Here is a 22,037-nt window from a genome sequence, read left to right as displayed (position 1 = left end):
GGCTCGCTCCAAAGGAATTACCTTGGACCGAGCCTGATTTGCCGCTGATGGACATTTCGTTCCTCGCCAAGGCATATGTAGTCAGGGACTACGGCCTTTGGCGTCGCGCGGCCCTTGAGATGCGCATCGCGCGCACTAGCCCGTCTCGGGCTAACCGCCGGAACTGGCGGCCTCGCAGGTCCTCCCTTTCGGAGTGTCCATGCCGACTGCCGGGTCTCCTTTTCGGATTCCTAACAGTGCCTTCAAGTTAGCACGACAGGCGCAGAGTTCCCTGCGGTTCGCTACAGCGGCGTGTCGTCCGCAAGCCGCGAGAGGGCGGCGGCGATTTGCTTGTCTCGGCCCGCGGCTGAATGTTGATACCGCAGTGCAGCGGCGGGGGTGCTGTGCCCCAGCCGGTCCATCAGTTCCTTGAGCGTGGCTCCGGTCATCGCAGCGAAAACGGCACCCGAATGCCTCAGATCGTGCCAACGCAAGTCCGGTCGGCCAGCCTTGACCCGGGCCTTGTAGAAGTGCCGGTACAGGGTTGAAGGCTGCAAGTGTCCACCCGACTTCGCCGGGAACAGCAGTGAGTCTTGTTTGGCGTCAACGTATTTCGACAGGTGGTGCTCGACTGCGGGGATGATGTGGGGTGGAATCGTCACGATACGAATCCCCGCATCGCTCTTGGGTTTTCCCACTTCCCATCCCCCATCAACCCGGACCGCTGCGCGACTGATGTTCACGACGGCGTCGTCCAGGTCGATGTCTTTGCGACGCAGTTCAACCAATTCACCGAAACGCATCGCCGCCCACGTTGCCAATAGCACCATGAGCCGGTAACTGTCGGGCATCGACTCCACAAGCGCCCCGAGTTGGATGGCGTTAAGCGGTTTGGGTTTGATCTTCCGCTCAGAGCTTCCGCCCCCGGCGATCATGCACGGGTTCACGTCGATGAGACGCTGACGACTGGTCCGGGCGGACTCGAAAATAGTCCGCAAGAGGCTGTAGGCGTGGGCCTTCGTGGTCGGTGTATCGGGCGCCGCTTTGGCGTACCACTTGTCCACCATCTCCGGAGTGATCGTGCGTAGCGGTTTCTTACCGAACGTCGGGTAGATGTGGCCTTCGAGCAGTTTGGTGTAGTGCTCCTTTGTCCGGGGCCGCAGCGGCCGTCCCTTGACGCGGCGGGTCTCAACCCAGGTTTGGGCGTAGTCCTTGAAAAGGGCGTCGGGTTTGCGTTTAGTCTCCTGGCCGGCGCCGGGGTTCCACAATTCTCGGTCGATTTCCTTGCGCCTGTCTGAGAGCCAGCCTTCGGCATCGACTTTGGCGCTGAAGGTGCGCGGCGCGGTGTGGAGTTGGTCGTCGGGGCCAATGTAGGCGGCTTGGTAGCGGCCGGACGGCAGCTTGCGTAGACGGCCGAACGTGCGGCGGTCGCGCGTCACTGTTTCTCCCATCCGTGCAATAAACGTGCAATAGGAGGGTACACGGCAGGGTACTTGCGGGTACGCCAGTGCACGGGATACTGTTTAGCGTGTCGCCAGTTCAAAGGCCTTCTTTAGCTGGTCAGACACACACCGGAGAAGTTGCACGGATACAAGTTCAATCCCAGTATCGCGCACCAGCATTAACGCAGGTAGCAGCCGGTTTTTACCGGAGAGTGCAGCAGCTTGCACCACATACGCACCACATACCTAGCTATGGCGTGGCGTTATCTAAAAGCGTGGCGGCGTCCCGCAATACTGAGCCGCATGGGTGAGGACGACCAAAGGCGTCGGCTGGCCGAGCTGGAGCAGCGAGTAGCTGCTGACAATGAGGCCCGGCGGGAGGCATGGTGGCCCAGCGCCAGTTCGATCGAGGCATTCGCACTCAAGGTGCTGGGCGCGTGGGAACTCTTGAAGTCCGACGTGAACTGGGCGTTCTTTCACGCGGTGGGCCGCGAAGGCCCGCCTGCCAAGTCCGACAAGCTGCCCGCGACTATCCGGCGAGTGGCTGAGATTTACAACATCCGCTGGCCCCATGAGGAGTGGTCGGCGGCATGCTTGCAGGCGGGCGACGTGCGCCACAGGTTGGCGCATCTGCTATATGTCACCAAGGTGGACAACGACTCTCCCCCGCCCAACCGGGCGATGGCCTTCATGCGCCTCGGCAAGCCGGGCGAGCCGCGCAAGCGCAATAAGCGGCCCGGCGAGCTGAGTTTCCGAGATGACGTCTGGTCCCAACAGTATTCGCGGCTCGACGCCGTCAGCGAGCATGACCTTGTGCAAGCGCTGAAGCAGATCCAATGGCTGGACGAGAGCTGCCGCTACCTGCAGCGCTTTGGTGAGTTCCTCAACGGCGACGACCCTTGGCCTGATGACTACGTGGTGCCTAGCTGGGAGCGAGACTTAGTGCGGTGGTGGTTTGACGACTGGGGCGAACCTGAGACCACAGAGTTGCGTGCAGGCCAACTGCGCGCGGTACCGCTAACTCAGCACTGACAGCCGCCGTGCCGCTACGTGACCGGCCTGCTCCACCCAGTGCAGCCCGGCACCATCACCGTGTAGGTGTAGGGAAAGTCCATGAGGGCGTAGTCCTCGTGCGCCTCACTCCAACGGGCCGTCCCGGTGCCGTCGAGGCGCACGCTCTCGGCGATGAGCTGTTCGTTGTCGGCCAGCTGCGAGGCGGCATCCTTCAGGGCTGCCGCGGTGGCTTCGTGCGCCTTGCGGCGGGGGCCGAGCGTGTTAGGCACCGTGACGACGCCCTTTCGGGTTTCACACATGCCCCCTAATGCTGCCGCATCAGCCGCCCCGCGCGTGACGGCACGCCGCCCATAAGGATTCCATGTATCCGTCGTAGTCTCAGGCGCATGGACTGGTCCACTTTCGGGACCGTTGTGGTGCCCATCGTCTCCGTGCTTGCTACCGCAACTGTCGCAATATGGACCAAGCGCATCGACGCGGCCACGAGGCGGGACGACCGCCAGCATGAGCGAGCCTTGAACTTCGAGGACCGCGTGTGGCAGGCGAAAAGCGATGCGTTGCGCAGGCTCATCTCCGCGTGCCGCAGCGTCAAGCGCAAGGCGCAGATAGCGCAGCGGCCCGGCTGCGAAGAGGACGACTACATCTCCTGGCGCGCGCGCCTGACCCTTGAACTGTACGGATTCAAGCAGGCGCTCGGCGACGAGGAAGGCGTCAGCGACATCGTGGCGTACGCAGCCGAACCGGTGCGAGACGCTGTCGATGACATGCTCGCCCACATAACTGACCTAACTCGTCCGCACGCCGTGCATTTGACCACGATGCAGAACGCCGAACGGACACTCGCACGAACGCGGCGAGCGGAAGAGTTCGAGTCGCGGACCGACGCGTCTCAACGTAAGGCCGAACATGACCGGGCCCTGAGGCAGCTCAGTAACGCCGTCCAAGAGATTGGGACCGGCACGGCTGATGTCGATCTCGACGCCTGGGTTGGGCGGTGCAACCGGATCATCGACGTTGCGCGCCAAGATCTGCAGGGTCGTTACTGATCAGGCAGACCAGCATTCGCCCCTAGGCGGCGCAGCGCCCGTACACCGAGTGCGTCGCCGTCGCAAGCAGCCTGGTACGCCGCAGCGAAGGCAGCCGCCACGGTGTCTTGGTGGAGCCCGGCGGCCAGCTGCCGCTGCACCGCCTTCACCACACCGCGCAGAGAAAGGCTCAGACCGGGCTGCGCCGCGATGGCGCGGTAGCTGTGACCCTCCAGGTAGAGCCGCAGCAGCTGCGCATCGCGCGCCGCCCGCGCAGCACCGTCGTAGACCCTCGGCACCCGACCTCCCTACTGGTACACACCTCCTAGCGAACATGTGCCCGGCGTTCACTCCACAAGTAATCAAACCGCCGCCAATGTCACAACAGAACACATCGTTCACCAGTGCTAATGTCGGAAATTCCGCGTCGCCACCGCCGTTCTCGGTGTTCACTTTTCGCTGGGGAAACGCGCTTTTTTGCGCAGTTCGCGGGGGTAGAAAACAGGATCCAGAAGGCTCGGGGGCCGTGAACGCGTTACAACTTTGGAGGCACCCCGCCCCTTCAAGTACGCACTTGCGCGCTCGAACCGCAGGGGCCGCCTGTGTTCACGAGCGCGCCAAGCCGAGCTCGTCAACTATTTTCCAAGGGCTTCTGACCTCGACCGCAGTAGCGGCGTTGCCCCCGCCGAACCACCAGAGGCATTTGTCGAAGGCGCGGAACGGTGCGCGCGGCTCTAGCGAGCCGACCCATGCCGGGTTCGCGGCGGTGACGTTTCGCGCGGCCCGGACCAGCTCACCCGCTATGTGGGCGTAAGCCTCGGGATGATCCCGGACTTCTGGAATACCGAGGCTCGACCGAACGAAACTGTCGTAAACAGGGATGCGCCATGGCAAAAGCCAGTGGAGCACCTTGGAGGCGAGGGAATACTCGCGCCGCTGCACGCCCATCGCAATGGTTTGTCGGACGACCGTTGCGACCAGGTCGATTGCATACTCTTCGGCGCCGGCTGGCGGCATGTCGACTGGCCCAAACAGCTCGGGTGTCCACTCCAAGGTAACGAGAGCTCTTGCCATCGCGGATTTGGTTTCGCGGCGAACGCCTTGAACGCCCCACCAGCTCTTGATGGTCCATATGAGTGCTTCGACGGCGGGAGCCTCGTTATCGTGGTCGAGCAGCGCAGCACGGGAGTGCGCCGAAAGGCACCATAGGACCCGCTCCATCTCGCCGTACCTGGCGTTGAACTCTCGCACCGCCTCAGCGAGCTCGTGCTCAGACAGTTCGTTCAGTTTCACTCGCAATGATCACTCCGCCGATTCGCAGTTTGTGGCGCCGGTTCGAGCCATTTAACAGCCACTCCGGACACTAGTGTCGGGTTACGTGGAGCATCACCTGAGCATCTTTCGTCCGTATGAGCGCGACGCCAAGCACGAAGACCAGCTAACGCGAGCAGCCCTAATTGTGTTAAAGCTGGTTCCTTTGGCGCATGCAGCGTTCTTGGACCTCGCCAAGTGTTATCCGCTGTCAGCTCTGCCGCGTCCGCGCTTCGCGATGCAAACGGAAAAGCTGGTGCCGCTAGACCCCGACGCTGAAGATCCGGAACTCGCCGAGCTTGTCAGCGTCTTCCTCGGGCCTCACGAGAACCTTGTGGAGACGCAGGAGCCGAATCTGGCCTCTGAACGCAGGGCCCGATACGACGGTGTTATCGAGTACGGCTCACGTCTCTTGGTCGTGATCGAAAGCAAGCTCTACGCCAACGCCAGTGACCAGCAATCGTTAGACATCAACACCAAGGGGATCGCCCCCAAGAAGAAGCGCAGGGTGCCTGTCAGGTGGCAGGAGCTCCTCGACCGCTGGTGGAATTTGGTGGAACTAGGGGTTCTCGGTCCCGCCGAGAAAGAAGTCATGAACGACTTCTTCAATAATGCGGAAGAGAACTTCGGTGACCTGCTGCCCTACACCGACCTCGAGCGTTGCGGCGACAACCGAGGGAGACGTCTGCGCCGCCTCCGAACCATCCTGGAGAAGGCGACCGGGTTCTCCGCTGAGGTCCGCGATGTCTTGGGTCATGCCGGAGTCAAGTTTCCGGCCAGCCAGGTAGTCGCCTTCGACCGAGTGAGCCTCTACATCGAGGGCGACAATCTCATCGTCAGTGTGTGGCCCGCCGAACTCGCTCCCCAGTACAAACGTGTCTACTCCGATCCGGAGAGGGCGGAAGCCCTCATCGCCTTGACCGAGAACCCGGCCTGGCAAGTAAACGCCAATCTTTACCTCGCCTACTGGCGGGCGAGCGGCCCTCAACGATGGTATCCAGCACGGCATGTGCCTGGTCCGGCATACGTGCGCCAATGGGTCAAAGACTTCCATGACCACCGCGCTGGACGCCGACCACGCGAAGACGTCAATGACCCGGAGTTTCGACACTGGCTAGTCGAGCACAAATACGCTATTCAAGCCGAGATGGAGAGCCTCGACGAGTGGGCAAACAAGCTACCAATGGACCACTTCGACATCCGCCCAAGCATCCAAGTTACGCGATCCTGGCAACTCGCCGACGCAGTCGCTCGGGACAGCACGGGCCAATTAACAGCGGAAGTCCACGACGCGATTAACGAGGTCCTGGCCGCCCTGGACGAGCCAAGACTTGAGGACATTCAGTCATAGCCACCAGCCTAAACCGCCACAGGGCGTCTACCACTTCGCCGCACCACTCAGCAAACCGCTCTAGCCCTGCAAACGCCGCCGCGTCACAAGCCCGACCGACTACGCTGAGTTCTCTAACTCTGCCAAGTCGGGGGACGTAATTCTCAGAGGGGATCGACGATGGCTTCCATCAACGATGTGATCGATGTGTTGCGGCAAGCGCCGACCAATGTCGACCGGGGGACGTTGTTCGAGAAGTTGATGGTGCGCTACTTCCAGTTGGATCCAGCACTGACGCAGCAGTACGACATGGTGTGGCGATGGATGGACTGGCCCGACCGCAAAGGCAAGACTGACACCGGCGTCGACCTGGTGGCCCGCGAACGCGACAGTGGTGAGTACACCGCCATTCAGTGCAAGTTCTACGAACCGACCCACACCCTGTCCAAGGGCGACATCGACTCGTTCTTTACTGCGTCGGGCAAGAAGCCGTTCACCAACCGAGTGATCATCTCCACCACTGACAAGTGGGGCAAGAACGCCGAGGACGCGCTCAACGACCAGACCACGCCGGTGCAGCGCATCAACATGGCCGATATTGCCGAGTCGCCAATCGACTGGGATATCGCCTGGCCGCAGGGCCACCTGACCATCGAGCTGGCCACCGCCGAAAAGAAGCAGCCCTGGCCTCACCAGGTGGATGCCATCGAGGCCGTCTTGAAAGGGTTCGCTATCGGCAACGACCGGGGCAAGCTGATCATGGCCTGCGGCACCGGCAAGACCTTCACCGCACTCAAACTGGCTGAACGCATGGCCGCCGATGCCGAAGGCAGCGCGCGAGTGTTATTCCTCGTTCCATCAATCTCGCTGCTGAGTCAGTCGCTGCGGGAGTGGACCGCCCAAAGCGAACTGGATTTGCGGGCCTTCGCGGTGTGCTCGGACACCAAAGTCGGACGGCTGCGTTCCACTGAGGACTTCAACATCCACGACGTGCCCATTCCGGTCACTACCAACCCGACGAAGCTCGCCGACGAGATGAGCCACCGCAAACGCGCCAAAGGATTGACGGTCGTCTTCAGCACCTACCAGTCGCTGCCAACTGTGGCTGAGGCGCAGATCCTCGGCGTGGATGACTTCGACCTGGTGATCTGCGACGAAGCCCACCGCACCACCGGCATCACGCTCGCGGGCGAGGATGAGTCCAACTTCGTGCGTATCCACGACAACGACTACGTGAAGGCCGACCGCCGCCTGTACATGACGGCCACTCCACGTATCTACAGCGACTCCGTCAAGGACAAAGCCGGCCAGCATTCGGCGGAGCTGGTGTCGATGGACGACGAGCTGCGATACGGCCCTGAGTTCCACAACCTGACTTTTGGTGACGCTGTCGAGAACGGCTTGCTTACCGATTACAAGGTTCTGGTGCTGACCATCGATGAGGCAGTGATGAAAGCACCCTTGCAGCAGCAGATGGCCGCATTCGGCGAACTGCCCCTGGATGACGCATCGAGGATCGTTGGCTGCTGGAACGGACTGGCTAAACGCGCTGGCGCCACCGTTGACGGCACCCCTAGCTTCGCTCCGAATGAGCCGCCGATGCAGCGGGCGGTCGCGTTCGCACAAGACATCGCGACTTCCAAACAGGTCGCCAGCCTATTCCCCCGCGTCGTGGAGGCATATCAAGAATCGCTCGATGCGCAGGAGAACGAAGGCCACCGGGTTGAAGAGACCAATCGTGGCTTGGTGTGCGACGTTCACCACGTTGACGGCACCTATAACGCGCTGGAACGCAACGCCGAACTCGCGTGGCTCAAATCTCCTGTCGCCGAGGGCGAATGCCGCATCCTCACCAACGCCCGCTGCCTGTCGGAAGGTGTTGACGTTCCAGCGCTGGATGCGGTGCTGTTCCTACATCCCCGCAAGTCGATCGTTGACGTCGTGCAATCCGTGGGTCGGGTCATGCGGCTGTCTCCCGGCAAGGACTACGGCTACGTCATACTGCCCGTCGCTGTGCCTTCCGGCATCGACCCCGCCGACGCGCTGGCCGACAACGTGCGATTCAAAGTCGTCTGGCAAGTCCTCAACGCGCTTCGTTCCCACGACGAGCGATTCGACGCAATGATCAACAGCATCGCCCTCAATACCGGCGGCAACGCCAAGAGCGGAGAGGGCAGCAACCGGCTCCTCGGCGCGCACATCGGTCCCACGGCAGACGACCCAGACACCGACACCACTCTTGCCGCCGGTCCGGCACAGATGGCCTTGTTCTCACTGTCGCAATGGCAAGAAGCCATCTACACCCGCATCGTCGACAAGGTCGGTACCCGCGTGTACTGGGATCAATGGGCCGCCGATGTCGCTGATATCGCCACCGCCCAGATCACGCGCATCAACGCCATCCTCGACGCGCCCGACACCGACCCTCGGGTTACTGCACAGTTTGATCGGTTCCTGAAAGGCTTGCGCGACAACCTAAATGACTCCGTCGGTCGCGACGACGCGATCAGCATGCTATCTCAGCATCTGATTACCAAGCCAGTTTTCGACGCCTTGTTCGCAGGTCACGACTTCGCCACCCACAACCCGGTGTCGCAAGTCATGCAGGACATGGCTGATGCGGTGGACGGCGCAGGCTTGGCCGCCGAAACCACGCGGCTGGATAAGTTTTATGCCTCGGTTCGCGCCAGAGCCGAACAGGTTGTTAGCGCAGAAGGTAAACAACGGCTTATTGCCGACCTGTATCAAAAGTTTTTCCAGACGGCGTTCAAGAAGCAGTCGGACGCGCTCGGCATCGTCTACACACCCGTCGAGGTGGTGGACTTCATCCTGCGCGCCGCCGATCACATCTGTCGGGATCACTTCGGGCGGGGCCTGACCGATGAAGATGTGCACATCCTCGATGGCTTCACAGGCACCGGCACCTTCGTCACCCGCCTGCTTCAGTCAGGGTTGATCCGGCCTAACGATATTAAGAAGAAATACTCACATGAGTTGCACGCCAACGAGATTATGCTGCTGGCGTATTACATCGCTGCTGTGAACATCGAAACCACCTACCACGCGCTAACGGGAGAATCGGCGGACAGCGACGCGTATACACCCTTCCCGGGCATTGTCCTCGCCGACACTTTCCAGATCCATGAAGCCGACGACACCCTCGACTTCGATGTCTTCGCCACCAACAACAACCGAATCACCGCGCAGCTGAAGACACCGATTAGCGTCATAGTCGGAAACCCGCCCTACTCGGCGGCCCAGGGATCAGCGAACGACCTAAACGCCAACACCAAATATCCGACTTTGGATACTCGGATCGAGCAGACCTACGCCAAGTACTCGACAGGGCAGTTGAAGAACAAGCTTTATGACTCATACCTTCGCGCCTTCCGCTGGGCTACCGACCGCATTGGAGATACCGGGGTCGTCGCGTTTGTCTCGAATGGAGGCTGGATCGACGGAAACACGGCGGACGGTGTGCGACTGACGCTCGCTCATGAGTACAGCGACATCTATGTCTTCAATCTTCGCGGGAACATGCGGAAATCTAACTGGAAGGAGGAAGGAGGACAAATCTTCGGCGCTGGTTCCCAGGCCACGATTGCGGTGTTCATTGGTGTCAAAGATCCCGCGCGAACGGGCCCCTGCAGGATCAGGTATAGAGACATTGGCGACTGCTTATCGCGTGATCAGAAGCTGGACATTATCGCCAAAGACGACATCGAAGCCATGGATTGGCAACCCATTGTTCCCTCACCAGAGGGAGACTGGATACATCAACGGGACGCAACCTTCGCGACTTGGCCACCACTCGGAGCGGACCGTGGCGATACGAGCCGGGTGCTTCGGGTTTTCACACAGCATTCGTTGGGGCTCTTCACAAGTAGGGATGCCTGGTCGTACAACTTCTCGCGTAACCGTCTGCAAGACAACCTCAATCGGATGATGGACAACTACCACACCGAACAAACCCGCTTCAATGGGTTTGTGAATCAAGCCGGTACAAAAAGAAGCGAAGCTTTAGTAAATGACTACCTTACCGGTCGGTCCGACGCTGCCAGCGCTTCCTACATCAAGTGGTCAGCTGGACTTAAGACCCGCCTTTCGCGCGGTAGAAGCATCGAACTCAACCCCGGCGAAATTCGGTCCTGTAGCTACCGACCATTCAACAGAATCTACGGATACTTCGATGAATCGTTGTGCGAGCGCCGGGGTTCTCTGGCATCGTTTTTCCCGACGTCGCAGCACGAAAACATTGGTTTCTACTTGGTGGTAGCAGGATCCGAGAAGCCATTCTCTGCACTCCTCACCGATTCAATCCCCGATCTAGCGTTCTGGGGCTCATCAGGTGGCCGCTACTTCCCCCGCTGGACCTACGAGAGCGCCGACAGTGATGATGGTTTTGACTTCTCTGCTGGCGAAGAGGTAGATCAATGGGGGTACAGGCGAGTCGACAACATCACCGATGACTTCCTCACGCAGTACCGGACTGCGATCGGCGACGATGTAAGCAAAGACGACATCTTCTACTACGTGTACGGCGTCCTGCACGACCCCGACTACCGCATCCGATACGTCGCCGATCTCAAGAAGATGCTACCCCATATCCCTACCCCGGAAAGCGTCGAGCGATTCACGACCGTTGCCGAGGTTGGCCGCCGGCTCGCGAACCTTCATCTGAATTACGAACGAGCCGAACCGTACTCACTCAACGTTGAAGTACGTCGCGGCGCAGGCTTGGATGACCGGGAAACGTGGCGCGTCGACAAGATGCGCTGGCGCGCTAAGGGTGACCGCTCAGCCATTGTGTACAACAGCAGAGTCACGATTAGCGGCATTCCGGACCTGGCGCACGACTACATGCTCGGCTCGCGCAGTGCGCTTGAGTGGATCATCGAGCGTTACCAGGTGAAGGCCGATAAGGCATCCGGCATCGTCAACGACCCCAACGACTGGTGCGACGAACACCAAGACCCCACCTACATCGTCGATCTCATCAAGAAAATCACCACCGTTAGCGTCGAGACCATGAAGCTCGTCGATCAGCTCGGTGCTGCACAGCCGACCGAAGTGTCCGCGTCAGTGTGACGCGATTATTTAGGAAGGTGACATGCCCACTGAGATAGCCCTGTGGCGAGTCGACGACGATCCTGTGCGCGTGCATGCAACATCCATCGAATTGGAGAGCAAGCTCGAAGACATAATTGAGTCGGATCCCGCGATGCTCGGTGAGTCACTGTTGATCATCGGTCGCCAGGTTAAGACGGACTCCGGCAAGATTATCGACTTACTAGGTATCGATGGTGATGGTGCAGTTCACGTCCTGGAACTCAAGCGTGACCGCACGCCGCGTGACGTAGTTGCACAGGTCCTTGACTACGGGTCTTGGGTCGAGCAACTTACGAATGATCAAGTCCGCGACACCTACGAACATCATTCGCCGGGGAAGGACGGCCTGAACTTCGATCAGGCCTTCGAGGCCAGGTTTGGCGCCAATCCCCCTGAGACGCTAAATGATTCCCACATACTCACTGTTATTGCTAGCGACATGGATGCCTCGACAGAACGGATTGTCACATATCTGGCGCAGTACGGGGTTCCTATCAACGTGTTGTTCTTTACCTACTACGAAGATTCTGGGCACAAGTACATCGCTCGGACCTGGATGATTGATGATGCGCAGACGAAGGTCAGGAAGCCCGGCTCGGGTTCGGCGAAGAAGGAAACATGGAACGGCATCGACTGGTACGTGAACTACGGAGAGTATGCCGGTGGACGCCAGTGGGCGGATGCCCAGCAGTACGGGTTCGTGGCTGCTGGCGGAGCACCCTGGTACTCCCGCACTATTCGGCAACTGCCGCTCGATGCGCGAATCTTCGTCTACATTCCCAAAGTCGGCTACGTCGGGGTCGGAACCGTCACTGGACCGGCTGTATCTTTCAAAGACGCACAGCTTGATGTCGACGGAGTGTTAACGCCGATGAAGGGCCTGAGTTTGCAGGGCAACTACGTCCACGACCAGGAGTTCAAGGGCGAGTTATATGAGGAGTGGATTGTTCCGGTTTCGTGGTCGAACGCAGTCGATCAGTCGAAGGCGTTCTCTGTGCCAGGCCTGTTCGCAAATCAGAACTCCGCCTGCAAGTTGCGCAATCAATTCACGATCAATGAGGTGAGCCAGTACTTCGGCTTGGCCAGCGACTAGAAGGTCGGCGCAGTCAGCCCGGTGATCTCGGCGACGCTGCCCGGATAGCGAGCAGCCGAAAAGGCTAGGTAGCCGTAGACCTGCAGACGGACCGTCAGCTGTCCGGAGAGCGTCTCCGGCAGCGCGCGGGTCCGGATGCCGGACTCCCAAAGGATCAGATCGGATGCGCGGAGCACATAGATTAGATCCTCGTTGGCGCCGGGGCCATTCGCCGTACCGATGTTCGGGTCGGTGACGACCGGCAGGCCGTGCATGTTGCCGACCACCTGCTCGGCGGCCACCGCCGTTAGGATGCCCGCCGCGTTCTGCGGATGGTTCGAGGCCGGGAGGAACAGCGGTCGGTTCGTGGTGTCCAACAGCGCGAGGAACCAGGCCCACCGACGCGGATGCATCACGATCACGGTCGGTGGCATAAACCGCTTGGTGTGAATGCGTTGTACCGCATCCGCGATGGCGCCATACACGCCCTGCGTGTTGAGCGCACCCACCGCAACCGTCTCGATATCCGCGGTGCCGCGCACACCGAGCACTTGGCCGCTGGCCCCGGTACCCGCGAGCACCTGCATGTCAATCTGCGCTGCGTAGTCGGCCACCAGGTCACGGAAGACGACCTCGTCGAATGCGATGGGGCTCTGTTCGATGAGCTGGATTGCGAGGTCCTGTTGGCCAGCAACCGTGCGTACGGGGGCGTTCACGAACGAGTCCGTCAAGTCCTGTTCCACCACGTTGGTGTTGTCGCCGTTCTGAACGCCAGTCGCGGTCCCCGTCAGAACGCGCGGAATGTTAATGCTGTCCGTGCCAGCGGGAAGCGGCTGGTTCGTAACCACGTTGGCGAAGGCCCTACCGGCGCGGACCAGCTCGATGTACTGGGTCATCAGCCAGGCGGGCGGTACGGCGTAGCCACCCTGGCCGTCCGTGCGGGACAGGTCGCGGTACTCGGCGTACTCGGGCAGGGTCTGGACGTCCTTCGCATGGCGCATCAGGCGATCACGTGCGCCGCCGTCGAAATCGATGTTCAGCGACGCACGAACCAAATCCTGCATGTAGGACCGACCGTGCGCGACCGCTGCACTCTTGGTGTAGGTAGCCGACTCGAAGACACTCGTAGGCATCGTGATCCCTTCCTGGATCCCCGTGAGCGCAGCTGCACCCGTTCGACGGACACGTTGCCGCGCAACGCAACTGAACACTTACTGACTGAGAGCCGTTGAGTCGAAGCCTTACTGACACTAATGGTACGTTGGTACCAGATCATAGTTGGTCACCCCCGCGCCACGCGGCGTGGCGGCTGCGGTGCAACTGCCACGGGGGCGATCGTTTCGGCCTTGGCGCCAATGCAAACCGGTCAGCCGATTCCTGTTTCAGCAGCTACCCCTCAACCATGTGAACCCTGGGCAGCACCGCCTTTCGCGGCATTCTCCGCCGCGTCAGCGTGACGCCTGGCCGCCGCCGTGTTCGACTCGACGACCGCCGACCCTCGAATGATGTACGCCACCAGCGCGCGCCAGTCGGTGTCGGCCACCCACCGGCGAGTGGTGAGCGCCGCGCTCATGCGCAACAGCCGCCGGGTGGTACGCAAGTCCTGCGCACGAATGCGAGCGTCACCGCGCGCCTGACGTCGCACCTTGTCGCAGTCCGAGTGAACGAGACGCCAGCGCAGCGGCGGCATGTGCGGGCCAGCCACGCCGTGCTCTGCCCGCCACAGCGCCAGCGCGGCGGTGCGGCGCATAGCGGCATGGCGGTCCACCGCCGCGTAGCCGGGCCGCTGCGCCGTGATCAGTTGGCCACACCGCATGCACACCAGCTCGAAGGTGTCGCGGCCCGGCCAGGGTGGTGGCAGGTTGGCTGGGTCTGCTGCGGCGGCCTCGAAAGCCTCGATGCGCGCGCGGTGGCGCGCGTCAGGACCGCGATACCGGCGAATGGTGCACGGCTGGCCCGGCTGCGCACCGCACTGTGGGCACTCGATCTGCAGCGCCGCATCGCCTGTGGCGGGACGACCGCCGGCCAGACCGGTGTTGCCACCCTCGGGCGCCTGATCGGGCACTCCAGCGGTGACGCCAGCTGGTCGCGGTGCAGGCTGCGCGCTCATCGGCCACCACGCTGGGCCGCCCGCAGCTGGCGCCGCACGAATGCCCGGCCTTCCTGCAGCGCAGCCGCTTCCGTGTCGTGCGAGAACAACCCAACAACCTCGGCTACCTTGTCGCCGGTCCACAATAAGCGCCACTTGCCGGTGCCAGGGTGCTGCTCTGCGTCCGGCCCCAGTTGGTCGTCACGTGCGGTCATCGGTGATCTTCCTCTGTCGGAGTAGATTTCGGCATCGAGTTCTGCGGTGCGGCGCGCTATGGCGGCGGTCCGTAGTAGTGCGTCACGGCGCTCGGCCATATCCGGTGTGGTCAGCCGCTCGTTGCGGCGCATCAGGCGGCACTCGGCGCACCTGGTGGTGGTGTTGGTGCGCAGCAGCCGCGTGCTGCAGTCTCGGCAGCGCCTCACCGTAGGGACCGCCGCGTGTGGCGGCATGCCGCCAAGCATCGTTGTGGCGCAACAGGTATGGCGCCATGGCGCAACGGCTCAGAGGCCCACAGCCTCGCCGTAGCTACCCGCCGGGCACAGCCACGCCAGGCGGCCCCCGTTAAGCCGCCAGCGTTGACGCTGGGCCGCAGAACGCGCTGCGGTGGCGCGTGGCCAACCGCCAGGTGTGGGCCAGCTGGCTGATGAGCCGCCACCACACCCCACCACCGCTGAGATTTTACGCGCGGTCTTGGTACCCGGCTTAGGTACCCGACTTCCGTAACCACTTGAGCAGATTCGGTAGGGGTAACCGGGTGCGTCTTGCACGAATGTGCACGACGCGTGGGTTGTCCTCTGTGGGTTGTCCTCTGTGGGTTGTCCTTTGTTCCACGGCAGCCGTGTAAGCAACTACCACGGCTGCCGTGCAAGCAACTATCACGGCAGCCGTGATGGGCTGGCACGCACATGTTGCACGGAAACCGTGCCACTTGAGCACAACCGTCTTGCACGAAAACCGTGGAACACAATGGCGTTGGTCTTGCACGGAAACCGTGCAAGGTGTGCGCGGGCCTGATCACGTCGGCACCGTGCGCTTCCGTGGCGGCAGCGGCAGCGGCCTCGACCACTCCAACAACTCCGCATCGGTGAACCGGCGGCCACCGGCGCAGACCACGTACTCGCACCGCTTGGCAACGATCCTCCCGTCGCGCACGCATTGCCGCTTTACCAGCCGCCGGTCCTTGATGGCCCGGTCAATGGCATTGCGCGCACGGTCGCCGTTGCGGCCCCAGCCGAACTGGTCGCCTATCTGGTTAGCCGAAGTCTCCCAACGCTTCTGCGTGCTGTACCTCGACAGCAAGTAGGTGATCACCACGTAGCCGTCAGACCCCAGCGCCCGGTCGTGCGCACCTTCCCGGACAAGCTCGTCCGACAACCAGAACACGCCCTCACGCATGGGGTGACCAATGACCCGTATCGGGTTTCGCAGGCCCATCAGCGCACCGCCTTGGCTGCCGTCTGCTGTCGGGCCGGTGTGTCATGCTGGGCGCGTCTCGCCAGACGCTTAGCAGGCCGCCTCGCTCCCAGCGGGCGGCTTGCTTTCGTTGGCGGGCCACTCACCGGGCATCACCGCCTGTGCGCAGGAGGGCGGCCAGACGGTCCACCTGGTCGTTGGTGAGTGGGCTGTTCTCGACCAGCTTGGCGATGCGCTCGACAGGATCGGGCGCGCAAGCCGGGCCGCAGGGTTGGGCCAGGCGCTCTAGGTCGGCCACGTCGATGCGGATGCAGCGCGGGCCTGGCCGGACGGCGGGCAGACGGCCTTCGGCGATCCACTCGCGAATGGTCTTGGGCGCGACGGCAAAGTGGGCGGCAGCTTCTGCAACGGTAATGAGCTTGCGCGGCGGCGGCTTACGGCGGGACATGCGGTTTTCCTTCAACAAGGTTGGTGGGCCAACAGAATTCGTTGGCCTGCCCTTGCGGCTGGCCGTCCGCAGCTATGTGCCGCCTACCCCGACATCTCCTGGCCTAGACCCAGGGACCCGCGCCGGGTGGAGTGGTGCGCGGTTGCACTTACGGCACACAAGGTACACCGCCGCACTGACAGCCCGTTGTAGCTCGCTCTTGTGGGAGTGTTACCTGCGCCCCGCCGGGGCTTACTCGCCTTGGCCCTCGACCAATTTGGACAGTGCGGCGGCGATGGCTTGGTCGCGACCCTGCGCAGCGTGCTGGTACCGCATGGCGGCACCCACGGTCGAGTGCCCCAGCCGGGCCATCAGTTCGGCCAGGGTCGCGCCCGTCTGCGCGGCCAGCACCGCGCCGCTGTGCCGCAGGTCGTGCCACCGCAGGTCGTCGCGCTTGGCGGCGGCGCGGGCCTTGTAGAAATGCCGGTACAGCGTGCTGGGCTGTAGGTGGTTGCCGTTGTCTGCCGGAAACAGCAGCGAATCCTGCTGTACGTCAGTGTGTTTCGTCAGATGATGCTCGAGTACGGGCACGATGTGCGGCGGGATGGCGACCTCGCGCCGCCCAGCATCAGACTTCGGGTCACCCACCTGCCAGCCGCCATCAACGCGCACGGCGGCGCGGCGCACCCGCACCACCCGGTGCCCGAGGTCAACATCGCGGCGCCGCAACTCCACCAACTCCCCGAAGCGCAACGCGCACCACGAGGCCAGCAGCACCATGGCGTGGAACCGCTCGGGCATCGCAGCCACGATGGTGTCGAGTTCAGCCAGGCTGGCGGGCCGCGTCTGCGACTTGCGCTGTGCGGTGGCGGCGCCTCGAATCATGCACGGGTTGACCTCGATCAGCCGGTCGCGGTCGGTGCGTGCCGATTCCAAGATGGTGCGCAGCAGGCTGTACATGTGGGCGCGCAGCGTGGGCGCATCGTTCGAGGTCTTGGCGTACCAGCGGTCCACCGCTTCGGGTGTGATGGCGCGCAGCGGCGTGGTGCCGAAAGCGGGCACCAGGTGCTCGTCCAGCAGCTTGCGGTAGTGCTCGCGGGTGCGGGGCCGCAGCGGGCGGCCCTTCACCGTGCGAGTCTCCAGCCACCGCTCGGCGTATTCGGCGAAGGTGACGGCACGCTGGCGGCGCGGCTGCTGCTCCTTGCCCGGTGGGCTCCACAGTTCGCGGTCGATTTCGCGGCGGCGGTCCGTCAACCATGCCTCAGCGTCGAGCTTGAGGGCGAAGGTGGCGGGGGCCTCGTAGAGCACGCCATCGGGGCCGGTGTAGCTGGCCTTCCAGCGGCCCGAGCGGAATTGCCGTAGGCGCCCGAAGCTGCGCTTGGTGGACCGGGGTGGGGCTTTCTTCTTGGGCGGCATCAGGGGGCCTGTCGCGCGCTACTGTTGCACCACATATGCACCACATAAGGCTACCGTTGCGGGTGCTTAGGTACGTTAGAGGTACACGCAGTTTGAAGGCGTTTACGCAGGTTAACGAGCCGAACTCCCAGGTGGCACACCTATCTGGCAAACCGGGTGGGCACCTATTCAATCCCAGTATCGCGCACCACAGTTTTTGCAGGTCAGGACCGGTAACTCAGGGCCTTTCTTGCGTCTGTGCCCAATACGTGCCCAACACAGTCGCGTCGGGGCGTCTGCCCTCGCCAGATAGCGTTGCGCCATGTCACTCGACTTCTTCCCACGATTCGCGACAGGGCCGGTCTACTTTGCTCCGCCTGGCGGGACATGGGAGTTCAGTGGCACAGGCGCCATGTACCTGCGCTCGTACGTGATATTGACAGCGGCGCACTGTGTGCCCGATGTCGCTGACGCCATGTTCTCGTTCCGGTCGCCGATGGAGTCTTTCGCCCGAGTGGTCGAACAGGTGATACGCCACTCGGCGATCGATCTTGCAGCGCTCGTCATATCCAAAGAAACCGCCGCGCACCCGAATGGGGTCTACTCGGAAATCGGTCATCAGCTGGTCGATGGCGGCGACTTCATCGCGTTCGGCTACCCAGCCGAAGAGGACAGGCGCTGCGGTGCCGGGGTGGGGTCACCCGCCCTGGGTGCGGGTTGTTCGTAGCTCGACTCGACAGCGGACGCGATGATCGCATGCAGAGCAGAGCCCGCGTTCTGGACGTAATCGAACGCTGCGGCCTCGTTACCAACGTCGAACATTGGCATGAGTCGGTGACAGGACTTCGACAAGCGGCTGTAGTAGGTTTCGGCACCATGGCTGCGACTATGTCGTTCCGCGTAGAGCAATCGTCGAGTGCGCAGCCGAGCGTGCTTTTTGACACGTTCCTCGATGTGGAAAGTTGGCCGGGGTGGATGCCAACGGTGTCGACTGCGTCTTGGGAGCGGCGGGGCGCGCCTGTCACCGGCGTTGGCGGGATCCGGCGGGTTCGTATGAACGGCTCCACTGTGCGCGACGAGATCACCGACGGAAGCCGACCAAGCCATCACGCCTACATCACCACACTTCCAGGCTTTTGGCCCGTCAAGGACTACCGCGGTGACATCCGTATTCACGAACTCCCCAATGGAAGCCTCGTCATCTGGACCGCAACTTTCGTATCGCCCGTCCCCGGCCTAGGGAAGCCGCTGCGGTTCATGCTGCGGACATTGATCACGCGATTAGCGGCGGCGCTGGCGAAACGAGCAGAAGGCGGACGACAGTGAAGTGGGCCGCACTTCTCTGTCCTGCAAAATGTTCTTTTGTCCGGGTTGGCGGTCAACGTCCAGGTCCTCGTCGTCGTTGAGGCCTCGCGGCGGCGCTGCGCCCTACGTCCGAAAACGCGCGCCAACCGCGAGGCTGTCTGTGGGTGTCAGCGGTTGAACCCCGCGGCGTTCGTGCGTGCGGCGCGGTCGCGCGCCTCAGCTTCGGTGTCTGCTCGGAGTTGCGCGGCCCTCCGCGTGAATTCGTCGAGCGTCGCGAGTCGCAGCACGATCCCGCAACGGCTCAGGATCCACGCGTTGACCTCGGTCCTCTCGTCGCGGGCCAGCTCGTAGGCGGGTGCCAGTTCGGCCAGACGTGCCGGTGTCAGGGCGACGGTGCCGGTCGCGTTGATCCTGACGCCAGCGACAGCAGCGAGCGTGTGGAAGCCGTGTTCTGCTGCTGCCCATGCCTTGACGGCGATCTGCGCGGCGTGCAGTTGGCGCATGGTGTCGACGCCGCGCGCGACCGCGCCCGAAGCGTCCTTGAGGTTCAGGCCTGCTTCCGCGGCGGCGACAAGGTGCGCCGAGTGCTCGTCGAGCGCGTCGGACCAGCCGTCGAGAATGTCGTCGGCGTGGTCGTTGAGTGCGGCCGTGACCAGCTCCTCGCCGCGGCTGCGAGCGGCGGCAAGGATGTTCTGTGACGTGAGCTGGCAGTCGAGCGCCAGCCGTTGAATCCCCTTGTCCGCGTGGTAGTCGCGGCCTTCCTCGATGGCGCTGAGGACGGCGGCGTGCAGCTTCTCCTTCGTGCAGACGGTTTCTTTGGCAGCTTCGGTGAATCTTTCTGCCTGGTCGACCTTTTCGAGGAACGCGGGGGGCAGTGGGACGCCGAGAGTGGCGGCGGCGTTCGTGACGGTTTGGGCGCGGGTGTGCGCCGAGATTGCGAGCATGTTGGGGGTGTCCTTTCGGGGAGTATGCGACAGTCAGCTAAATCGGAATTCGTTGTGCGGAATCGGTTCTCGCGTCGGTGGAGTGGTGCGCCCGATAGTGCGCCCGCTCTTGAGGCCAGCCAGTACGTCGTCGTTGTCGTCGTCGAGAGTGGCGAAAAGGTCTTTTGCCCATTGCCGCTGCTCCTCGGTGTACTCGCTCGCGTCCTGGTCGGCGCCGTCGTCCTGGTCCTCGTCGTCGTCGGATCCGCCGAACAGGTTGCGGGCGAATCGGCGATCGGCAGCGTCGTGTGCGTCCGAATCCGATATGCGTTCGCGGAGTTGGTTTAGCTCGTCGTCGGTCAGGCTCGCGATCACGCGGGCTCGTTCTCGTCGGTTCATGACTTCCCTTCGATGTGTTGGCGTAGTGCCGTCTCGTCGACGAACCAGGAACCGGCGACCTTCCGGCCTCCGAGTTGCGGAGCCAGTCGACGCGCCTGCCTCAGCGACATGTCCAGGTGGGTGGCTGCTTCGGCGAGCGGCACAGTCGGTTGTTCGTCCACCGGCACAGGCTCGCTGATCGTGCAATCGCGGACGTCCGCGTGTCCGTTTGCGGCCATCGCGGCGGCAAGTTCGCAGGCCAACGCTTCGTAGGGTGTCGTGGAGAAGGGCAGGCCGGACAACTTTCGCTGCCTGATCGCCACAAGTGCGGCGTCGAGCGCGCAGCGCAGCGCTGGCCCGCTCAGGATTACGACCCCGTCGACCCGCAACAGACCGGACTTGCTCACGTCCTGGTCCCCAACGTCCGCCCGCTCGTCGTGATCACCTGTCCAGCGATGACGCCTGGCGGACGATGCGAGATCGGCAGGCCTTGCAGGTACTCGCGGCAGGGTTGCAGAACCGGGCACGTCTCACAGAGGCGCAGCGCGGTCGTGCGGGCGGTCTCTAGCTCCTGCCTGGTGAGTCGGCCGTCGACGCGGTACTCGCGGACGGTCCGTTCGTAGAGGTCCCAGCGGCCCGCGCAGCGGGCTCCCGGCAGGTCTGGCACGCCAGCGAGCAGCGCGCCGATGGTGTTCCAATCGCTCACGGCGGGTCACTCCTCGGTGTTGTCGGGTTGGTGAATTGGCTCGCTGAACGAGCGGGTCAGGTGAGCCAGCACGGCCTGGTGCTCGACGTCGGGCGGGCTCGGTGCGATGCGCATACGGGCGATGCACGGAATCGGGCGCGTCTCACCGTTGGGGCGCTTGCACCACCTGTGCGGCGGCGCTTGGCAGTTCGGGCATTCCCGGTCCATCGCCGCGTCGGTATAGACCTCTACGAACACTTGCGACGTCACGGCGCGGCCACCTCACTCCACGCGCACGCAGTCAGTGGGTCACCTGGAAGTCCCCGATTTGCGTAACCCCGTACGCAGACTCGGTAGGGGATTTCGATCGGTCGTGCACGCCAGTGCATGACCGGATGGAGTATTCCTAAGTACGTGGGTATTCCTATGTTGCACCCACGGGGGTGCACCTTAGGTGCACGGAAGCCGTGCAGCTTGCAGACCGAATTAGGTGCACAAAAAACCGTGCACCTCAGCAGCTTTCGACCTGCACGGAAACCGTGCACCTCGGCGGACTCTGTAGTGCACGGAAACCGTGCACCACGACCGGCCGTCACGGCTGCGCCTTCCGCTTGGATGGAAGCGCAATCGGTTCCTTGGCAATGACCAGTTCTTCATCGGTGAAACGGCGCCCACCGGCACAGATCACATAGGCGCACCGTTGCTTGACGGCTTGCCCGTCGCGGGTGAACCCGCGCCGCACAAGGCGCCCGTCGTCTTCGGCTCGCTGTATGGCGGCGCTGGCGCGCTCTCGGTTGCGCCCCCATCCAAGTTCGACCGAGATCTGAGTCGCCGACGTCTCCCAGGCCGGTTGACCCGCTCTAGTGGACGCCCGAGACAGCATCAACAGAATCACGGCCAGGCCGTCCGAGCCGAGCGCGCGGTCGTGGGCGCCGACGCGAATCAACTCGTCGGAGACCACGGTGTAGCCCCTGCGGATGGAGTCGCCGAAAACCTGAATTGGGTTGCGGTGTCCCATCGCATTCACACCACCTCGCCACGACGCGGCGTGGACCGTCGTGGCGCCGCGCGGGCGTTAAGCTGGTCGAAGTCCGTCGCACTGAACTTCGATGGAGCCGTCTCGTTCCCCGCGGGGCGGCT

Annotated in this window: 23 protein-coding genes; 7 read left to right on the top strand and 16 right to left on the bottom strand. The window is 62.7% G+C overall.

Translation table 11 applies throughout. From position 1 onward, the window contains the following. Window positions 1-281: 281 nt before the first annotated feature. Window positions 282-1,430, bottom strand: coding sequence for a tyrosine-type recombinase/integrase (locus tag G6N42_RS04950; RefSeq protein ID WP_163726869.1), 1,149 nt, complete (start codon window positions 1,428-1,430; stop codon window positions 282-284). Between the two features lie 294 nt (window positions 1,431-1,724). Between G6N42_RS04950 and G6N42_RS04945 the strand changes: the two genes are divergently transcribed. Continuing rightward, window positions 1,725-2,453 carry a hypothetical protein gene (locus tag G6N42_RS04945; RefSeq protein WP_163726867.1) on the top strand — a complete coding sequence of 243 codons (729 nt, stop codon included), beginning with the start codon at window positions 1,725-1,727 and terminating at the stop codon, window positions 2,451-2,453. 14 nt (window positions 2,454-2,467) lie between these two features. Here the strand turns inward: G6N42_RS04945 and G6N42_RS04940 are convergent, their stop codons facing one another. Next, window positions 2,468-2,734: a hypothetical protein gene (locus tag G6N42_RS04940; RefSeq protein WP_163726864.1), complete on the bottom strand. Its 267-nt coding sequence runs from the start codon at window positions 2,732-2,734 to the stop codon at window positions 2,468-2,470. Between the two features lie 87 nt (window positions 2,735-2,821). Between G6N42_RS04940 and G6N42_RS04935 the strand changes: the two genes are divergently transcribed. After that, complete coding sequence (locus G6N42_RS04935; protein WP_163726861.1) at window positions 2,822-3,481, top strand: hypothetical protein; 660 nt, start codon at window positions 2,822-2,824, stop codon at window positions 3,479-3,481. Here the strand turns inward: G6N42_RS04935 and G6N42_RS04930 are convergent. Next, window positions 3,475-3,759 (bottom strand): hypothetical protein, encoded by a 285-nt coding sequence (locus G6N42_RS04930; RefSeq protein ID WP_163726858.1) that lies wholly within the window; start codon window positions 3,757-3,759, stop codon window positions 3,475-3,477. The genes G6N42_RS04935 and G6N42_RS04930 overlap by 7 nt on opposite strands. A 307-nt stretch (window positions 3,760-4,066) precedes the next feature. Next, entirely contained in the window at window positions 4,067-4,753 is a 687-nt protein-coding gene (locus G6N42_RS04925) for a hypothetical protein (RefSeq protein WP_163726855.1), read from the bottom strand. A gap of 85 nt (window positions 4,754-4,838) precedes the next feature. Between G6N42_RS04925 and G6N42_RS04920 the strand changes: the two genes are divergently transcribed. From G6N42_RS04920 to G6N42_RS04910, 3 genes are all read left to right on the top strand, one after another. Continuing rightward, window positions 4,839-6,122 carry a hypothetical protein gene (locus tag G6N42_RS04920; RefSeq protein WP_163726852.1) on the top strand — a complete coding sequence of 428 codons (1,284 nt, stop codon included), beginning with the start codon at window positions 4,839-4,841 and terminating at the stop codon, window positions 6,120-6,122. Window positions 6,123-6,281: 159 nt separating this feature from the next. After that, complete coding sequence (locus G6N42_RS04915) at window positions 6,282-11,189, top strand: DEAD/DEAH box helicase (RefSeq protein ID WP_163726848.1); 4,908 nt, start codon at window positions 6,282-6,284, stop codon at window positions 11,187-11,189. A 22-nt stretch (window positions 11,190-11,211) separates the two neighbouring features. Beyond that, complete coding sequence (locus G6N42_RS04910) at window positions 11,212-12,303, top strand: endonuclease NucS domain-containing protein (RefSeq protein ID WP_163726845.1); 1,092 nt, start codon at window positions 11,212-11,214, stop codon at window positions 12,301-12,303. On the opposite strand, the gene G6N42_RS04905 is transcribed toward G6N42_RS04910, so the two are convergent. From G6N42_RS04905 to G6N42_RS04880, 6 genes are all read right to left on the bottom strand, one after another. Beyond that, entirely contained in the window at window positions 12,300-13,415 is a 1,116-nt protein-coding gene (locus G6N42_RS04905) for a phage major capsid protein (RefSeq protein ID WP_197905523.1), read from the bottom strand. The genes G6N42_RS04910 and G6N42_RS04905 overlap by 4 nt on opposite strands. A gap of 263 nt (window positions 13,416-13,678) precedes the next feature. Further along, a complete protein-coding gene (locus tag G6N42_RS04900) occupies window positions 13,679-14,392 on the bottom strand; it encodes a zinc finger domain-containing protein (RefSeq protein WP_163726842.1) in 714 nt (237 codons plus the stop codon). Continuing rightward, window positions 14,389-14,820 carry a hypothetical protein gene (locus G6N42_RS04895; RefSeq protein WP_163726840.1) on the bottom strand — a complete coding sequence of 144 codons (432 nt, stop codon included), beginning with the start codon at window positions 14,818-14,820 and terminating at the stop codon, window positions 14,389-14,391. The genes G6N42_RS04900 and G6N42_RS04895 overlap by 4 nt, the downstream gene beginning before the upstream one ends. A gap of 565 nt (window positions 14,821-15,385) precedes the next feature. Next, complete coding sequence (locus tag G6N42_RS04890; protein ID WP_197905522.1) at window positions 15,386-15,766, bottom strand: hypothetical protein; 381 nt, start codon at window positions 15,764-15,766, stop codon at window positions 15,386-15,388. A 160-nt stretch (window positions 15,767-15,926) separates the two neighbouring features. Next, window positions 15,927-16,232 (bottom strand): helix-turn-helix domain-containing protein, encoded by a 306-nt coding sequence (locus G6N42_RS04885; protein ID WP_163726833.1) that lies wholly within the window; start codon window positions 16,230-16,232, stop codon window positions 15,927-15,929. Between the two features lie 231 nt (window positions 16,233-16,463). Continuing rightward, the gene (locus G6N42_RS04880) at window positions 16,464-17,627 is read right to left on the bottom strand and encodes a tyrosine-type recombinase/integrase (protein WP_163726831.1); all 1,164 of its coding nucleotides are present in this window, start codon (window positions 17,625-17,627) and stop codon (window positions 16,464-16,466) included. Window positions 17,628-17,928: 301 nt separating this feature from the next. Here G6N42_RS04880 and G6N42_RS04875 point away from each other — a divergent pair, with 301 nt between their 5' ends. Then, window positions 17,929-18,333, top strand: coding sequence for a hypothetical protein (locus G6N42_RS04875; RefSeq protein WP_163726828.1), 405 nt, complete (start codon window positions 17,929-17,931; stop codon window positions 18,331-18,333). A 29-nt stretch (window positions 18,334-18,362) separates the two neighbouring features. Further along, window positions 18,363-18,932 carry an SRPBCC family protein gene (locus tag G6N42_RS04870; RefSeq protein WP_350310116.1) on the top strand — a complete coding sequence of 190 codons (570 nt, stop codon included), beginning with the start codon at window positions 18,363-18,365 and terminating at the stop codon, window positions 18,930-18,932. A 146-nt stretch (window positions 18,933-19,078) separates the two neighbouring features. On the opposite strand, the gene G6N42_RS04865 is transcribed toward G6N42_RS04870, so the two are convergent. From G6N42_RS04865 to G6N42_RS04840, 6 genes are all read right to left on the bottom strand, one after another. Beyond that, a complete protein-coding gene (locus G6N42_RS04865; RefSeq protein WP_163726822.1) occupies window positions 19,079-19,855 on the bottom strand; it encodes an aldehyde dehydrogenase in 777 nt (258 codons plus the stop codon). A 33-nt stretch (window positions 19,856-19,888) separates the two neighbouring features. After that, on the bottom strand, window positions 19,889-20,209 hold the full coding sequence (locus G6N42_RS04860; protein ID WP_232076075.1) for an RNA polymerase subunit sigma: 321 nt from the start codon (window positions 20,207-20,209) through the stop codon (window positions 19,889-19,891). Window positions 20,210-20,229: 20 nt separating this feature from the next. Next, window positions 20,230-20,619, bottom strand: a complete 390-nt coding sequence (locus G6N42_RS04855) for a hypothetical protein (protein WP_163726817.1) — start codon at window positions 20,617-20,619, stop codon at window positions 20,230-20,232. Further along, window positions 20,616-20,918: a hypothetical protein gene (locus G6N42_RS04850; protein ID WP_163726813.1), complete on the bottom strand. Its 303-nt coding sequence runs from the start codon at window positions 20,916-20,918 to the stop codon at window positions 20,616-20,618. Before G6N42_RS04850 ends, G6N42_RS04855 begins: the two co-directional genes overlap by 4 nt. A 6-nt stretch (window positions 20,919-20,924) precedes the next feature. Then, window positions 20,925-21,167, bottom strand: coding sequence for a zinc finger domain-containing protein (locus G6N42_RS04845; protein WP_163726810.1), 243 nt, complete (start codon window positions 21,165-21,167; stop codon window positions 20,925-20,927). 322 nt (window positions 21,168-21,489) lie between these two features. After that, window positions 21,490-21,915, bottom strand: coding sequence for a hypothetical protein (locus tag G6N42_RS04840; protein WP_163726807.1), 426 nt, complete (start codon window positions 21,913-21,915; stop codon window positions 21,490-21,492). Window positions 21,916-22,037 lie beyond the last annotated feature (122 nt).

The sequence above is a fragment of the Mycobacterium gallinarum genome, from assembly GCF_010726765.1.
In the GTDB taxonomy this organism is placed as follows: domain Bacteria; phylum Actinomycetota; class Actinomycetes; order Mycobacteriales; family Mycobacteriaceae; genus Mycobacterium; species Mycobacterium gallinarum.
Note: the sequence above shows the minus strand (reverse complement) of the source record. Positions and strands in the feature narration are given on the sequence as shown.

Bases quoted from the DNA above. Each gene is read 5' to 3' on its own strand.
- G6N42_RS04950 (WP_163726869.1), bottom strand. From the start codon at position 1,430: ATGGGAGAAACAGTGACGCGCGACCGCCGCACGTTCGGCCGTCTACGC.
- G6N42_RS04945 (WP_163726867.1), top strand. From the start codon at position 1,725: ATGGGTGAGGACGACCAAAGGCGTCGGCTGGCCGAGCTGGAGCAGCGA.
- G6N42_RS04940 (WP_163726864.1), bottom strand. From the start codon at position 2,734: ATGTGTGAAACCCGAAAGGGCGTCGTCACGGTGCCTAACACGCTCGGC.
- G6N42_RS04935 (WP_163726861.1), top strand. From the start codon at position 2,822: ATGGACTGGTCCACTTTCGGGACCGTTGTGGTGCCCATCGTCTCCGTG.
- G6N42_RS04915 (WP_163726848.1), top strand. From the start codon at position 6,282: ATGGCTTCCATCAACGATGTGATCGATGTGTTGCGGCAAGCGCCGACC.
- G6N42_RS04910 (WP_163726845.1), top strand. From the start codon at position 11,212: ATGCCCACTGAGATAGCCCTGTGGCGAGTCGACGACGATCCTGTGCGC.
- G6N42_RS04905 (WP_197905523.1), bottom strand. From the start codon at position 13,415: ATGCCTACGAGTGTCTTCGAGTCGGCTACCTACACCAAGAGTGCAGCG.
- G6N42_RS04900 (WP_163726842.1), bottom strand. From the start codon at position 14,392: ATGAGCGCGCAGCCTGCACCGCGACCAGCTGGCGTCACCGCTGGAGTG.
- G6N42_RS04895 (WP_163726840.1), bottom strand. From the start codon at position 14,820: ATGCCGCCACACGCGGCGGTCCCTACGGTGAGGCGCTGCCGAGACTGC.
- G6N42_RS04890 (WP_197905522.1), bottom strand. From the start codon at position 15,766: ATGCGTGAGGGCGTGTTCTGGTTGTCGGACGAGCTTGTCCGGGAAGGT.
- G6N42_RS04885 (WP_163726833.1), bottom strand. From the start codon at position 16,232: ATGTCCCGCCGTAAGCCGCCGCCGCGCAAGCTCATTACCGTTGCAGAA.
- G6N42_RS04880 (WP_163726831.1), bottom strand. From the start codon at position 17,627: ATGCCGCCCAAGAAGAAAGCCCCACCCCGGTCCACCAAGCGCAGCTTC.
- G6N42_RS04875 (WP_163726828.1), top strand. From the start codon at position 17,929: ATGTCACTCGACTTCTTCCCACGATTCGCGACAGGGCCGGTCTACTTT.
- G6N42_RS04870 (WP_350310116.1), top strand. From the start codon at position 18,363: ATGCAGAGCAGAGCCCGCGTTCTGGACGTAATCGAACGCTGCGGCCTC.
- G6N42_RS04865 (WP_163726822.1), bottom strand. From the start codon at position 19,855: ATGCTCGCAATCTCGGCGCACACCCGCGCCCAAACCGTCACGAACGCC.
- G6N42_RS04840 (WP_163726807.1), bottom strand. From the start codon at position 21,915: ATGGGACACCGCAACCCAATTCAGGTTTTCGGCGACTCCATCCGCAGG.